Source organism: Fulvivirga sedimenti, from assembly GCF_020328055.1.
In genome coordinates this window covers 483,683-497,393 of the sequence record NZ_JAIXNE010000005.1, presented here as the reverse complement: position 1 = coordinate 497,393, position 13,711 = coordinate 483,683, and the positions used below count along the sequence as shown (strand labels likewise).

General features: G+C 44.9%; 15 protein-coding genes. 10 read left to right on the top strand and 5 right to left on the bottom strand.

Annotation, left to right across the window (positions count from 1 at the left end):
- The 5 genes from LDX50_RS25945 to LDX50_RS25925 form a co-directional block, all read left to right on the top strand.
- Positions 1 to 252: hypothetical protein (locus LDX50_RS25945; RefSeq protein ID WP_225699193.1), on the top strand; the 252-nt coding region annotated here is incomplete at its 5' end.
- A 533-nt stretch (positions 253 to 785) separates the two neighbouring features.
- On the top strand, positions 786 to 2,102 hold the full coding sequence (locus LDX50_RS25940) for an NAD(P)/FAD-dependent oxidoreductase (protein WP_225699192.1): 1,317 nt from the start codon (positions 786 to 788) through the stop codon (positions 2,100 to 2,102).
- Positions 2,099 to 2,350 carry a hypothetical protein gene (locus tag LDX50_RS25935; protein WP_225699191.1) on the top strand — a complete coding sequence of 84 codons (252 nt, stop codon included), beginning with the start codon at positions 2,099 to 2,101 and terminating at the stop codon, positions 2,348 to 2,350. The genes LDX50_RS25940 and LDX50_RS25935 overlap by 4 nt, the downstream gene beginning before the upstream one ends.
- Positions 2,351 to 2,375: 25 nt before the next feature.
- Positions 2,376 to 3,443: a sensor histidine kinase gene (locus tag LDX50_RS25930; RefSeq protein WP_225699190.1), complete on the top strand. Its 1,068-nt coding sequence runs from the start codon at positions 2,376 to 2,378 to the stop codon at positions 3,441 to 3,443.
- Positions 3,424 to 4,152 (top strand): LytR/AlgR family response regulator transcription factor, encoded by a 729-nt coding sequence (locus LDX50_RS25925; RefSeq protein ID WP_225699189.1) that lies wholly within the window; start codon positions 3,424 to 3,426, stop codon positions 4,150 to 4,152. The genes LDX50_RS25930 and LDX50_RS25925 overlap by 20 nt, the downstream gene beginning before the upstream one ends.
- Before the next feature lie 280 nt (positions 4,153 to 4,432).
- Here LDX50_RS25925 and LDX50_RS25920 read toward each other — a convergent pair whose 3' ends face one another.
- Complete coding sequence (locus LDX50_RS25920; protein ID WP_225699188.1) at positions 4,433 to 4,840, bottom strand: winged helix-turn-helix transcriptional regulator; 408 nt, start codon at positions 4,838 to 4,840, stop codon at positions 4,433 to 4,435.
- A 105-nt stretch (positions 4,841 to 4,945) separates the two neighbouring features.
- Here LDX50_RS25920 and LDX50_RS25915 point away from each other — a divergent pair, with 105 nt between their 5' ends.
- From LDX50_RS25915 to LDX50_RS25900, 4 genes are all read left to right on the top strand, one after another.
- Positions 4,946 to 5,311: a nuclear transport factor 2 family protein gene (locus tag LDX50_RS25915; protein ID WP_225699187.1), complete on the top strand. Its 366-nt coding sequence runs from the start codon at positions 4,946 to 4,948 to the stop codon at positions 5,309 to 5,311.
- Between the two features lie 57 nt (positions 5,312 to 5,368).
- Positions 5,369 to 5,812, top strand: coding sequence for an SRPBCC family protein (locus tag LDX50_RS25910; RefSeq protein WP_225699186.1), 444 nt, complete (start codon positions 5,369 to 5,371; stop codon positions 5,810 to 5,812).
- Between the two features lie 2 nt (positions 5,813 to 5,814).
- Positions 5,815 to 6,156, top strand: a complete 342-nt coding sequence (locus LDX50_RS25905; RefSeq protein ID WP_225699185.1) for a TfoX/Sxy family protein — start codon at positions 5,815 to 5,817, stop codon at positions 6,154 to 6,156.
- A 304-nt stretch (positions 6,157 to 6,460) separates the two neighbouring features.
- Complete coding sequence (locus LDX50_RS25900; RefSeq protein WP_225699184.1) at positions 6,461 to 7,999, top strand: phospholipase D family protein; 1,539 nt, start codon at positions 6,461 to 6,463, stop codon at positions 7,997 to 7,999.
- A 24-nt stretch (positions 8,000 to 8,023) separates the two neighbouring features.
- Here the strand turns inward: LDX50_RS25900 and LDX50_RS25895 are convergent, their stop codons facing one another.
- The 4 genes from LDX50_RS25895 to hemW form a co-directional block, all read right to left on the bottom strand.
- The gene (locus LDX50_RS25895) at positions 8,024 to 9,229 is read right to left on the bottom strand and encodes a hypothetical protein (protein WP_225699183.1); all 1,206 of its coding nucleotides are present in this window, start codon (positions 9,227 to 9,229) and stop codon (positions 8,024 to 8,026) included.
- On the bottom strand, positions 9,217 to 9,573 hold the full coding sequence (locus tag LDX50_RS25890) for a PadR family transcriptional regulator (RefSeq protein ID WP_225699182.1): 357 nt from the start codon (positions 9,571 to 9,573) through the stop codon (positions 9,217 to 9,219). Before LDX50_RS25890 ends, LDX50_RS25895 begins: the two co-directional genes overlap by 13 nt.
- An 810-nt stretch (positions 9,574 to 10,383) precedes the next feature.
- Complete coding sequence (locus LDX50_RS25885) at positions 10,384 to 10,773, bottom strand: hypothetical protein (RefSeq protein ID WP_225699181.1); 390 nt, start codon at positions 10,771 to 10,773, stop codon at positions 10,384 to 10,386.
- A gap of 55 nt (positions 10,774 to 10,828) precedes the next feature.
- Positions 10,829 to 11,962, bottom strand: a complete 1,134-nt coding sequence (gene hemW, locus LDX50_RS25880; protein WP_225699180.1) for a radical SAM family heme chaperone HemW — start codon at positions 11,960 to 11,962, stop codon at positions 10,829 to 10,831.
- A gap of 42 nt (positions 11,963 to 12,004) precedes the next feature.
- On the opposite strand from hemW, the gene LDX50_RS25875 reads away from it, so the two are divergent.
- Positions 12,005 to 13,708, top strand: coding sequence for a BamA/TamA family outer membrane protein (locus LDX50_RS25875; RefSeq protein WP_225699179.1), 1,704 nt, complete (start codon positions 12,005 to 12,007; stop codon positions 13,706 to 13,708).
- Positions 13,709 to 13,711: the final 3 nt, after the last annotated feature.

Here is a 13,711-nt window from a genome sequence, read left to right as displayed (position 1 = left end):
AATCTTCTACACACAGAGCGTACCTATCGGCACGCTTTTATCTGTCTGCACAATCTTCTACACACAGAGCGTACCTATCGGCACGCCACGGGTTCCAAACCTAATCCTACCCCATACGCCGTCCCGATGGGACGGGATGAGCCATTCCCTACCGCCCAAATGTCATCCCGCGAACCATGGGCTGTGCTTGACCCAGGCTTGTTTAGGTCTGCTTGCCGGCGAGGCAGGGTTCCCCCTGTAATCCGTGCGTAATCTTCTACACACAGAGCGTACCTATCGGCACGCTTTTATCTGTCTGCACAATCATCTACAGACGGAGCGTACCTATTGGCACGCCACAGGTTCCAAACCTAATCCCTTTTGCTACCCATAAGCCGTCCCTATGGGACGGGATGAGCTGCTCCTTTTTCTCGTCATCCCCGTCTCCCTGTTTACCTGCCGGAGCTAAAGCGTAGGTAGGAGGGCAGGCTGAAGAGCGTCCGGAATTGACCCGGAGCCGTCCCAAAGGTATCTTTTCGGGGTTTCAGGATCTGCTAATCAGTTACACACGATAGTGCCTATCGGCACACATGCCAGATCCAATCCATAGTCCATATATTTTGCGTGCCGACAGGTACGCTCCTTCTGTAGCAGGGATTTTATCAGTTGGATGCGTGCCGAAGGTACGCTCCATGTCCATCTCTTCCCTAAACCTTCAGATTACCAGCATAATAATTCTTCAGAATAATATCATTCGATAGTACATCCAGTTTCTTTTATCCCTTCGTTGTTCTAATTTTAGCTTCATGGAGCAGATCAATGATATGATTCCCGTTACACCTTCACCCTTTCCAAGGATAGTGGTGCTCGGAGGCGGTTTTGCCGGTATAAGTCTGGTTAAAAAATTAAAAGGAAGCCGGGTTCAGATCGTGTTGTTCGACCGGAATAACTATCATACCTTTCAACCGCTCCTGTACCAGGTGGCGACCGCCGGACTGGAGCCGGATTCGATCGCAGATCCCCTTCGGAAACAGCTGGAGCCGGTGAAGAATTTCTATTTTCGAATGGGGGAAGTGTTTGCCGTCGATCCGAATCAAAAACTAATCCGGACCGAAATTGGCACCATGAGTTATGATTACCTCGTGATCGCGACGGGTTCCAAAACCAACTATTTCGGAAATGAATCGGTCATGCAAAACGCGTTTCCGCTGAAGCAGATTCCGCAGGCCCTTGACCTGCGAAGTCATATTCTCCAGAATTTTGAGGCGGCTACCATTACCCGCGACCCGATTGAACTCGAATCCAGGATGAATATCCTGATCGTCGGTGGCGGACCAACAGGCGTGGAGGTCGCAGGGGCGCTGGGCGAGCTGAAGAAAAATATTCTTCCCAATGATTACCCGGAACTGGAATTTGAAAAAATGAAGATCGTTTTGCTGGAAGGTTCCGATCGATTGCTCAATGGTATGTCAGAACATTCCGGGGAAAAGGCACTGCAATACCTCAAAAAATTTGATGTCGATATCCAGTTAAAGACCCTCGTGACGGGGTATGACGGGCATGTAGCCACTTTGAATAATGACACCTCGATTCGAAGCCATACACTTATCTGGGCTGCCGGGGTACAAGGCAATTATCCGGATGGTTTACCTGAGGAGGCACAGCAGGGGGGACGGCTGATCGTGGATGGTTACAACCGCGTGAAGGGATGCGAAGATGTTTATGCCATTGGTGATGTGGCATCGATGCAGACCGAAGACTTCCCCAGAGGGCATCCGATGCTGGCGCCGGTAGCCATCCAGCAAGGACGCCACTTTGCCAGGAATTTTAAAAAAATGCTGAAAGGTGGTGAAATGGAGCCGTTTTCTTATCATGATAAGGGCTCAATGGCGACCATTGGCCGTAATAAGGCTGTTGTTGATTGGGGCAAACTTCAGTTTGGCGGATTTATCGCCTGGATGATCTGGATGTTTGTACATCTCATTTCCATCATTGGATTCAGAAACCGTCTGATCGTATTTTCGAACTGGGTATGGAATTACTTCACCTATGATAAAGGTACCCGCCTCATCATTCGTAAATTTATTCCGAAGAATAAGCTGAAGACGGAGGAAACAGTATGAAAAAATCTGGCATTCGATACCTGGTGGGAGGGGCCATGGTCCTGTTTGGAATTTATCAGATCCTGGCTGGGAATTATTGGGAAAGTTCGCTGTACCTCACGGCCGGACTGGCATTTATCAGTATCGGACTTCTTATGTCGGATTCATTTCCGCAATACAAGAAACTCCTGAACATTGTAAGCTGGGTGTTAATAATCCTGGCTGTTCTTCTGTTCTTCTTTCTGCTCCGGACGGATCAGTACGTGTAATCATTGGATTTGCTAACTTTGTAGTATGAACAAAGCACGTCTATACTGGAGTCTGCAGATTGGAGCCTGGCTTATCTTTGCAGTTCTCCAGATGATCGGTTTTGTGGAATTCCAGCAAAAGGAGCTTACATCGACCCAGGTCTATTTTTATCTTTCGGAAGCTGCTGCTTTTATGCTGATTACCCACTTCTTTCGATACGTGCTGATCAAGTCGGGTTGGCTTTCGTTGTATTTCAGGGAGTTAATACCAAGGGTGGTCTTTAGTGTAATTGTGATGGCGATGGTCATGTATGGCATCCGGCTTCTCATATCATTACCGCTTGACATTTTTGTCGCAAGCGCGGCTTTTGACTCGGGTAAGCTCATTTCTCTCGTAACCGGCTATACAATCATTTTATTCTTATGGGCGGTTTTTTACCTGACTTACCACTATTTTGAGCGCTATAATTTATCTCTGAAGCGGCAGGCGGAAATGAACGAGATTGAACTCAGCAATCTGAAATCCCAGTTAAACCCGCACTTTATTTTTAATGCACTGAACAGCATACGTGCGCTCGTGGATGAGGATCCTAAGAAATCAAAACATGCCATCACCCAACTGTCTACAATACTAAGAAGTACACTGGTTTCCGATCAAAATAGTTTGGCTAACTTTGAGGATGAACTGAAGACCGTCAGGAATTATCTCGGGCTTGAAAGTATTCGCTATGAGGAGCGGTTGAAAGTAGATTATGAAATTGATCCGGAATCCTATAAGTTTCAGGTTCCTCCGCTGATGCTTCAAACGCTGGTTGAAAACGGAATTAAGCACGGAATATCACAGCTCAAGGAAGGCGGGGTTATTAAAATTTCTTCCAAAGTTAAAGGTGATCATCTTCAGTTGATCATCCGAAACAGCGGACAGTTACGTAAGATGAATGGCAGGGCTCATAAAAAGCCCGGCGGACTTGGGCTGATTAATACCCGGCGCCGACTCGACCTGATTTATGGGAAGAATGCGTCGTTTCAAATAAAAAATGAATCCGGGACAATGGTTCGCACAGAACTTGTGTTGCCCTATAACAGAATGGAATATGAAAGCGCTGATAATTGATGATGAACGTTTGGCACGTAAGGAATTAACTTCTTTGCTGAAGGAACACAGGGAAATTGAGGTGATTGGTGAAGCCGCCAATATTGACGAGGCGGTGGAATTGATCGAGGAGAAAAATCCGGACCTGCTGTTCCTGGATATTCAAATGCCGGGAGGTACAGGCTTTGATCTGCTGGAGCAGCTCGACCGTGTGCCGAAGGTTATCTTCATCACGGCCTATGATGAATTCGCGTTAAAGGCATTTGAGGTAAATGCGCTTGACTACCTTCTTAAGCCTGTGCAGTCGGACCGCCTGTCGGACGCCATCAACAAGCTGAGTATGGAGCCGTCTGATTCTGAAGAAACCGTTTCGGTAGAATCCCAGGAAAAAAAGCTTGGCCTGAATGACCAGGTATTTGTGAAGGACGGGGATAAGTGCTGGTTTGTGAGCCTGTCGAATATCCGCCTTTTTGAATCAGATGGAAATTACATCAAGGTATATTTCGATGGAAACCGTCCGATGATTCATAAATCCCTGAACGCGCTGGATCAGAAACTCGACCCGCGAAGCTTCTTCCGCGCAAGCCGCAAACACATTGTGAACCTGAGCTGGGTGGAAAACATCGAGCCCTGGTTCAACGGCGGACTTATGGTACGCCTTAAGGGTGGCGACAAGGTAGAAGTGAGCCGAAGGCAGGCTGCGAAGTTTAAGGAGATGATGAGCCTCTAGCCTCGCAAAATCTCACGACGATACAGGCAAGGCAAAATCTTGCGATGTCACCGGCGATGCCCTCCCTCCTCCGTCAGCCGGGAAGTAATTGATGTCTGCCTAAAGAGTGAGATAATTTGATGCTGAGAATCATTATTGAAAACAGAATACACCAAGCCCTTCTTCTCCTGAACTTAGCCAATAGGTGAATTGAAAAGATCAAAGCCAAACCCAGGTACGAAACAACCTGAAATTAGGAAAGGGGTGAATATCATCTCTTTCCAAATTAATTTGTTGAGTCTCATAGATGCTCCTTGGTCAGCTTTTCACGAAAGAATTCTAAAAGGTCATCTCTGTGATGCTTTGCCTGATCAAGGAAATCCTTTCCTGCTTCAGTCTCTTTATCATATTCTCCACTCCACGAAATCATATCAACCATGAAAGGAAGCATGTCAATCCCTTTTTGAGTTAGGCTGTACTTAATCCTGGATTTCTTAACATCATCTTCGCCCTTAGAAATGAGTCCCACCTCTTCCAGTTGCTTTAGTCGTGTACCGAGCACACTTGTAGATACTTTTTCACCGCCCTCCAAAAACTCATTGTAGTGACGTTTGTTCTTAAACATCAAGTCCCTGATAATCAATAAAGACCACTTGTCTCCGATGTGTTCAAGCACATAATTAATTGGGCAATGCGAACGTACTTCCATGACTCAAAGATAAAAAATCATTCTATTTAACTTGCATTTTCAAAGTTATATATTAATTTAGCTTCGAAATTACAAGTTAAATTATTGATCATTAAAATTATTATTATGGAAAAGACACCCATGCAGATTGTACAAGAAGGTTTCGGAGGAGGTATGGCCTCTGGAACGGATTCATGGAAAGAGTTCATTGCCGATGACATCACCTTTACTGGTCCGGCAGCACAAGTCGCAGGTAAATCGGATTTTATCAAATTGAATGAAGGCTTCATGTCTATGGTAAGAGGGGCAGGCATGATTAAGGCCGTAGAGGTTGATAATTATGTGATCACGCAAGTCGCAATTGATGTTGAAATGCCAACAGGAAAAACCATCACTTTAGACATGAGTGAATGGTATGAAACTGAAAATGGAAAAATCAAAAGCATCAAAGTGTATTATGATGCTGAAGAATTTAGAAGAGAATCTATTTAAAATTAACCACTCCCAGATGGAGCAATAAATTTCTCTTGGGAATAATAGTTTAGAAAAATGAATACGCTACACAATGAAATAATAATTGATGCTCCCCTGGATAAAATATGGGAGTCATTAGCAATTGCCGAGAAATTGGACAGTTATGACCCAACGGTAAAAAAATCTACGGCAACTTCAGAAATCAAATCGGGTCTTGGAGCCAGTAGAAAAGTAGACATGCTAGATGGGAAAAACTGGTTTGAAGAAACCTGCACAACATATGAGCCTAATAGAGCGCTTACCTATACCTTAACGGCTTGCTCCTTTCCAGTTCATAAACTCCATCATGATTATTCCTTTGAACAGGTCGGTGATAAGACTAGAGTAACTCAAAAAATGAATATTCAAATGAAATATGGAGTTTTGGGAAAATTGATGTTTGCCATGTTAAAACCAAAATGGAATTCGGGGATTAAAGAATTTTTAGGTGGACTTAAAAAAGTATCCGAAAACGAATAAACATGGCCTATTCTGATTACCAGGCAGATCGTATCCGTAAACGATTATCCAAAGTCAAGCTAACCGAAGAAAAGAAAATGATGGGCGGACTCATTTTTATGGTAAACGACAAAATGTGTGTCGGTTTAGATATTGAAAAAAAATCTGGCAGGGATCGACTAATGGTGAGAGTTGGTAAAGCAAGACATGATCAACTTATCTTCAAAAAAGGAAGTAGGGAAATGGATTTTACAGGAAAAGTTATGCGTGGCTTCTTTTTCATAGAACCAGAAGGTTTTGATGCTGAAGATGACCTGGACTTTTGGATTGAAAAAGCATTATATTTTAATAGAGAAATTAGTTAGCACTACCTACAGCACTATATAAAAGCTCAGAGTCTTTGCAATTTTTTAAATCACTGAACTCGGCTCAAAACCTGGCCTGCCGGCAGGCTGAAACAAGTTCAGGATGACACATTTGCAGAAATATACCTTACAGTTTGGCAATGGTTTGGGAGGCCTTAATTAACTACAACTAATTTCACTATATTACATAGCCGAGCACCATGAAATTGGCTATTTTTTAGAATTAGGTAAGAGTTTTTCACACCATTCGGATACAAATGGTATTAACAAAACAATCTGCTATCCCACAACAATGTCGTTACAAATGAAAAGCATTTCCGGTCCGCTGTATCTTCTCATTATATTGGTTATCATTTTTTCCGCCTGCAAGGAGAAGGAAACTGCAACAGCAGAAACGGACTTTTGTGAAAATATTCATCGCAACGATGATATATCGCTCACATCCGCGCTGGAGGATGTCGCAGGAAAGATGGAAAATCAAACCGGGGTTTATGTCCTGGAAGACGGGAGTGGTTCCATGATCGCCCGGGCGTGGCTCACCGAATATGCCGAAAAGACCATCGACATACAGTACTTTATCTTTTCTACAGACAACATCGGACTCATCGCCTGTGATTACCTGGTCAGGGCGGCAGACCGCGGCGTGAAAGTAAGGATCATCGTCGATGACATCATGGTGGATGCCGACATCGATGATATCGCCACCTTCAGCTCCCACGAGAACATATCCGTGAAGATCTATAATCCGGGAGTTAACCTCGGGAAAAACATTCTTCAGAAGATCGGGAAATTCACTTCGGATTTCAGATCTGCGAATCAGCGAATGCATAACAAAACATTCATTGTGGATGGCAAAGTGGTTATTACAGGCGGGCGAAATATCGCCGATGAATATTTTGATTATGACCATGAATACAATTTCCGGGACCGCGATATACTGCTGCTTGGTAAGGCCGTAAAAGATGTTGGTCATTCCTTTGAGGAATACTGGAATAGCGAATTGAGCCAGGATGTGATGAAGGTTATCAATGAAGATCCGGAAAAGATATCATCGCCCGACACGTTTGACCGGCTTCATGAATATGCCTGCAACCCTGAAAATTTTTGGCCCCAGATACGGGAGAGAATCGCTCAATTACCTGAAGCCTTTGAAAACATTAAAAACTCAGGGGATTTGGTGTGGCTTGACAGTATAGGATTTATTTCAGATAAGCCCGGTAAAAATGAAGGAGAAGAAGGCCTTGGTGGTGGAGGTTTAACAACCACAGCACTTGTTGAGCTCGTGAAAAATGCGAAGTCATCCATCGATATCCAGTCACCCTATTTAATCACAACTGAACTTAGTCGGAATTTATTTGCTGAAGCAGTGGCCAGAGGAGTTAAAATAAGGATACTCACCAACAGCCTCGCATCCACAGATAATGTGGAAGCATTCAGCAGTTACCAGACGGACAGGGAAGAATTGCTGAAGACAGGTGTGAGAATATTTGAGTTTCGGCCGGATGCGGCGGAACGCACACGGATAATGACCGGTGAACTACAACAAACGCTGGATCATACGCCAATATTCGGATTACATGCGAAATCTATGGTGATTGATCAACAAATCACGGTCGTCGGAACTTTTAACCTGGATCCAAGAAGTGCAAATCTGAATACCGAGTGTATTGTGGTTGTGGACTCTGAACAAGTTTCAAATGGTGTTCTTTCAGGTATGGAAATTGAATTCAAACCAGAAAATTCATGGGAGACTACGCTGGATTTCAATCCGGATTCCGAGGTAAGCAAATACAAACGGCTAAAAACCTGGACCAGAAAAATTATTCCGAAAGAGATATTATAACGCAGTATTTGATCCTTTCCATGGTTAAAAGTTGGGGATCATTTGCATAGCAATCATGAAAATGATCAAAATTCTGAAATAGGTCTCCTTTCGGAAAATCACAAGGTTGGCAAGTAGAAAAAGCAGCATTGATATATTGAATGTCAACGAATGTACCATGGAAATTGCCATGGGAGACCACTCCATTCCGGCCGACAGGCGGAGTATTGGATATAATACCAGTAAACAACACATAGTGAGGATCCATTTGCGGTTTGATGAAACTGATACCCGTGCGTAGTGATAAAAAATGATCCCGATATAGATTATGGGGGCAATAAATGCTGCCAGATTACGAATTTCAGGCTGAAGGTTTTCACCGTACAAGGGTAGAATAAATAATACCAGTGCCGTGGTTGAGAATATCAGCAGTGGTAATTCGGTTCTTTCGCGGGGCACCCTGAGATAGGCCGGCCAGGTAAAACTATATGCATATAAGCCTGTCCAGATAATGGTCAGGATGAAGAAAACGATACCTACCAATACGGTTTCCCCGGTTAGCCATGAGCTAAAATTGAAAACCAATCCAAACCCGATCATCATTAGTGCGATCGCTTCCATCAAGGAACTGTTCCGGGAAAGTAATCCTATAATGACATGATCCTTCAGTTTTCCGCCGGATCGGTAGAAATAGATGGAAATGGCCGGGAACAGGATTAACATCATTGAGGAAGAAATGATCTGAAGCTCCGACCTGCCGGGCAGGTGCAATATGGTAAATGTGAGATACAGCAGGAAAAAGATAAGCGTCAACGTAATGAGCGAAAGGAAAAGTCTCCCTCGTGATTCCGGGTAATTAATAATATTACGCACAGTACTTGTGACCAGTAAAACGCTGGTAAATGCCAGAAAACCAAGCAAAAGTTCTCCGGAGCCCGGAAAATGCAGGATTTTGAATGTTGTGGCTAAAGCGAGGAGTATCACTGACAGGATACTGAAAAGCCGTGTTAAATCGATTTTCCTGTTGATTGTTTTCATGGTTTCGCGTTCTATTGTTTTTAAGTGATGGCCCGATATTTCTTTCTGCACCAACTCCCATGCCTCGGGAAAAGACATTCCTGAATCCATGCGTGACTCAAGATCGGAGATCAGATGGTCGAGCAGCTCTTCGCGAAGCGGACTGAATGTAATGCCCTGCTCATCGAGGAAGAGATTTACAATGTCGGCCTGTGATGAACTTAGATTCCCCATGCCAGCAGTCCGGGTTTTGGAGAAGGCGCAAGTACGGTACGTATTACATCCAGGAATTGCTCCAGCTCTGCCACCTTTACCCTGGCTTCTTCCTTGCCTTTCTCGGTTAGGGAATAATATTTCCTCACCCGGTTATCGACAATTTCCTGCTCCGTTTTTAACAGGGTCTCATTTTCAAGTTTATACAGGATGGGGTATAACGCCCCGTAGGTGATCTCGATCTCACCGCCGGAAAGGCGTTTCACCTCCTGCGTTATTTCATACCCGTACATACGCTTGTTTTCTGAAAGCAGCTTCAGGACAATCGGCTTTATCGTTCCTTTTATGTATTGATTTGAACTCATAGTATATAATTTACTTAAATATATAAAAAATAAATTGGTAAACAAACTTTATGGTAGTCAGTGGTCAGCCCCGAAGGGGTCCCTTTGGGATAGTCAGCCTGCCTGCCGGCAGGCAGGTAGTCAGTATTATCTGGGGATCCTGAATATCGTTCGCTAAGCTCACTCTTTCAGGATGACGGTGGGTGTTATAGCGATTACCACATTGAAGACGGCCTGGGCCGTGTCTGAGGAGGCCAGGCCGACGAGTTTGGGCCAGGCCTAGATTTCCTGGCTGCCGGCAGGCAAGCAGGTAGTCAGTTGTATCCCTCCCGGTCTGGCAGGGATGACGATGGGGGTGTCCCGTCCTGTGCCAAAGGCATCCCTTCGGGATAGGAACGGAGTATGTGTATCAAACGGCATTATGTAAGCAACCGTGCCGTGCCAACGCATCCCTTCGGGGTATGGACGGCACATGGGTAGCGTGCCGAAGGTACGCCACATGTGTAGAAAACAGGATATTGATTATAGTAAGGCGTGCCGAAGGTACGCTCCCTGTCAGGGGTTATGGTTGTATCCCTACCTACGGCATCCGAGCTTTCCGGAAGGCAGAGGTCTCTTCTTTACAGGGAAATGGCTGTAATGAATGGGTGCCGGGTATCCGTATCGTGTGAAAATCAGATGAATAGAAATTGTGCGGATTGTTACGGGCTTACCTTATCCATGGAGCGTACCTTCGGCACGCGTTATTTAATCGACAATATGTCTACATACAGAGCGTACCTTCGGCACGCCAAGCTTATACCCACGATCTTTTAACATATGTGTGCTTGATTAAGACTCTTTCTTTGTTCTCGTAACCTCTTCGATGTGCCGGAGGAGGGCATCCTCTACTTTCCAGTCTTTGGCAAGTTTGATCATGGAGGCGGCCTCAAATTCTGTGATGTATCCTTTCAGCTGGTTTGACTGCCAGACCATTTCAATATAGGAAACCCGTTTATCGTGGGAATAATTAGCCATTACCTCGTTTAGATATTCACGGGCCCGTTCGAAAGAATTGAAATAATCTTCCGAAATAAAGGTATTGGCCCAGGCAAGTTCATCATGTGCATCGAGCTCATCGGCCGTGCGGCTGAGCTCCACCATTTCTTCATGGTCCAGTCCGTGATAGTGAAAGATCACGGATTTGAGAAGCATGTATGCTTTTTTTTCTTCACTGTCCATAAAGCGGGTATTTATCAGTAAGAAACTATTTTAAGACAAATTATCAAAATTATAATTACGGACTGGTTAAAAAAAGATCTTCAGTGATCTGATCCGCAAGCAGTTTGCCTTTATCGGTAAGAATAAGGTGTTCATTTTGCTGAAGCAATAAACCTCCCTGGATGAGACGCTGCAGGTATGTTCCCTGTTCATCCAGCAGGTTAAAGGAGAATTTTTCCCGTAATACCTTCAGATCAATTCCCCATGATGTGCGCAATGAGGTTAACAGGTATTCATTGGCCTGGTCCAGGCGTGAGAGGGTTTCACGTGTTGCCGGTAGTTCCTTATGGTGAATGGACTTAATGTATCGTGCATTATTGGTGACATTGTACTGACGGGAAGTCCCATTGTATGAATGGGCACCAGGTCCGATTCCCATGTAGTGCTCACCAAGCCAGTAGCTCATATTATGACGGGACCGATGTCCCGGTAAGGCAAAATTGCTGATCTCATAATGGTCATAGCCCGCACGTTGCAAATAATTGATCAGTAACTCGTATTCACTTGCTGCCAGGTCTTCCTCCAGTGGGATCAGCCGTTTTTCCTTGTGCCACTTCCCAAATACGGTACCCGGCTCGATCGTAAGTCCATAACTCGAAATATGTTCTGGAAAAATATCCAGTATAATTTCCAGGTCACGCTGCCAGCGATCAGGCCGGCTGCCGGGAATAGAATGGATAAGGTCTACATTTATATTCCGAAAACCTGTTTTGCGTGCATCTTCGATACATTTTAGTGCCTGGTCACGACTGTGCGCCCGGTTGATGAACTTCAGGACCTCATTATCGAACGACTGAACACCAATGCTCAGACGGTTAATTCCAAGGTCGAAAAACATCTTCAGCTTTTCAGGTGAAAGGTCATCCGGATTTGCCTCCAGGGTGATCTCGGTTTGCTCGGTAAGAAAAAAGGAACGCCGGATGAGCGATAATATGCTGCTGATGTAAACGGCCGGCAATAAGCTGGGTGTTCCGCCGCCAAAGTAAATCGTTGAAATGGATTGCTTTCCCAGATAGTCTCCACGCATCCGGATCTCTTCGAGAATGGCCTTTCCCATTTCCGGGACACTTTTCAGCATTGTTGAGAAGTGAAAATCACAGTAATGACAGGCTTGTTTGCAATAGGGAATATGAATGTAGATACCTGCCAATTGACTATAATTTCACAACTTAGTAATAAAAATAAGCGAAAATTGTCCAGGTTCCTTATACTTTCCCTATGTCTTTTCTGCTTTTGTCTAAAAAGCGCCGGACAGGAGATTCAATGGATGGTTCGGGGGGAACTTGACTCAAAAATTACGGAGGCACTGCCCGTAGCTTCAGATTCTGCAACTCTGGGCAAAAAGATAAATGAGTCGCTGCTCTTTTTGCAGCAGAGAGGCTATTTGCTGGCACAGGTTGAGGATTCGAAAAAAACAGAGACCGGCTGGAAAATTATTCTGAATCCCGGATCAAAATATACCTGGACCAATCTTGGAGAAGGAAATCTTCCTTTGCGCATTCAGAATCGCGTTGGTTTCCGGCCGGGCCGTTTTAATACAAGTGCCATCAATCAGAATGAGCTCGAACGTCTTTTTAAACGAATTCTTCGCGAATCGGAGATATCAGGTTACCCTTTCGCGTCGGTTCGACTCGATTCTATCCGTCTTGAGGATACCGGGATTTACGCCGTAATCAAGTACGAGCCCGGACAACTGGTGGTCTATGAGGATCTGATCCTGCCTGATGCGACTTTCGTTAAGTGGGAGTGGATGGCTGCATATCTTGATATCCGACCCGGCGACATTTATAATCAGCGTAACATCAACAATCTTAATGAGCGGATTGACGCGCTTGAATTCGTTGAACTTGATGGTCCGCTTACGATTGATTATAGTTCCGGTAATGCCCGTGTTGCGATACCCGTTCGAAAAAGACCTTCGAACAGAATTGATGCAATCATAGGTTTTTTGCCAAATGAAGAAGGTGATGGAGGACTTCGGATAACCGGCGAGGCGGAGCTGCACCTGGCGAATCTTTTTAATTCGGGGAAGATATTCGATTTTCACTGGCAGCGGATGCGTCCTGAAACCCAGTTTCTGGAAATCGGATACCAGCACCCCAATTTTCTGCGAACCAACCTCGACGTATTTGTCGGGTTTAAGCTATTGAAAGAAGATACTACTTTCGTTACCCGGGATTTCAACCTGCAGGTGGATTACCGGAACGGCCGGCACACCATTTCCTTTTTAAGTCAGTTTCGTGCGGCACGTTTACTGGAAACCGGAAGCGACGTGGAGGTGCTGCCGGATGTAGCCGATTTTAACCTGAATGATTATGGGGCGGGCTATCGGTATGACAGGTCTGATGCGGGATGGCTGGGTTTTAAGGGCCTTCATTTTTCTGCAGAGTTCACTGTGGGTAATAAAAAGATCCGCAGGAATGCCGCTTTTCCAGATGATGTCTATGACGGTATTGATTTGGACTTAATACAGTTAGGTGCCCGCGCGGCTGGAAGGTGGGGTTTCCAAACGGGAAAGAAGTCGTTGCTATTTCAGCATGCCCGGGGAGGGTGGCTGGACAGCGACCGTCTCTTTCTGAATGATCTCTATCGTCTTGGGGGTTTCCGTTCTATTCGCGGATTCAATGAAAATCAGTTTTTCGCGCGGCAATATTTCCTGTATACAATAGAGTGGCAGCTGTTTTTTGATGAGTCCTCCAATATTTTTCTTTTTGCAGATCAGGCTGTTTTAAGGTCCCTTGGTGATTGGGACAACCCCACCGGACTGGGAATCGGGCTCACATTACAGACGGGTGGCGGACTGTTACAGCTTGCATATGCGGTGGGCAGGGATCAAAATCAGCCGCTGGATTTGCGTCTTTCGAAATTTCATTTCGGTTATAAAGCCAAATTCTGATAA

What these genes read in the sequence shown, in the direction of transcription:
- LDX50_RS25940 (WP_225699192.1), top strand. Translation starts at nt 786, where the DNA reads ATGGAGCAGATCAATGATATGATTCCCGTTACACCTTCACCCTTTCCA.
- LDX50_RS25935 (WP_225699191.1), top strand. Translation starts at nt 2,099, where the DNA reads ATGAAAAAATCTGGCATTCGATACCTGGTGGGAGGGGCCATGGTCCTG.
- LDX50_RS25930 (WP_225699190.1), top strand. Translation starts at nt 2,376, where the DNA reads ATGAACAAAGCACGTCTATACTGGAGTCTGCAGATTGGAGCCTGGCTT.
- LDX50_RS25925 (WP_225699189.1), top strand. Translation starts at nt 3,424, where the DNA reads ATGAAAGCGCTGATAATTGATGATGAACGTTTGGCACGTAAGGAATTA.
- LDX50_RS25920 (WP_225699188.1), bottom strand. Translation starts at nt 4,840, where the DNA reads ATGGAAGTACGTTCGCATTGCCCAATTAATTATGTGCTTGAACACATC.
- LDX50_RS25915 (WP_225699187.1), top strand. Translation starts at nt 4,946, where the DNA reads ATGGAAAAGACACCCATGCAGATTGTACAAGAAGGTTTCGGAGGAGGT.
- LDX50_RS25910 (WP_225699186.1), top strand. Translation starts at nt 5,369, where the DNA reads ATGAATACGCTACACAATGAAATAATAATTGATGCTCCCCTGGATAAA.
- LDX50_RS25905 (WP_225699185.1), top strand. Translation starts at nt 5,815, where the DNA reads ATGGCCTATTCTGATTACCAGGCAGATCGTATCCGTAAACGATTATCC.
- LDX50_RS25900 (WP_225699184.1), top strand. Translation starts at nt 6,461, where the DNA reads ATGAAAAGCATTTCCGGTCCGCTGTATCTTCTCATTATATTGGTTATC.
- LDX50_RS25895 (WP_225699183.1), bottom strand. Translation starts at nt 9,229, where the DNA reads ATGGGGAATCTAAGTTCATCACAGGCCGACATTGTAAATCTCTTCCTC.
- LDX50_RS25890 (WP_225699182.1), bottom strand. Translation starts at nt 9,573, where the DNA reads ATGAGTTCAAATCAATACATAAAAGGAACGATAAAGCCGATTGTCCTG.
- LDX50_RS25885 (WP_225699181.1), bottom strand. Translation starts at nt 10,773, where the DNA reads ATGGACAGTGAAGAAAAAAAAGCATACATGCTTCTCAAATCCGTGATC.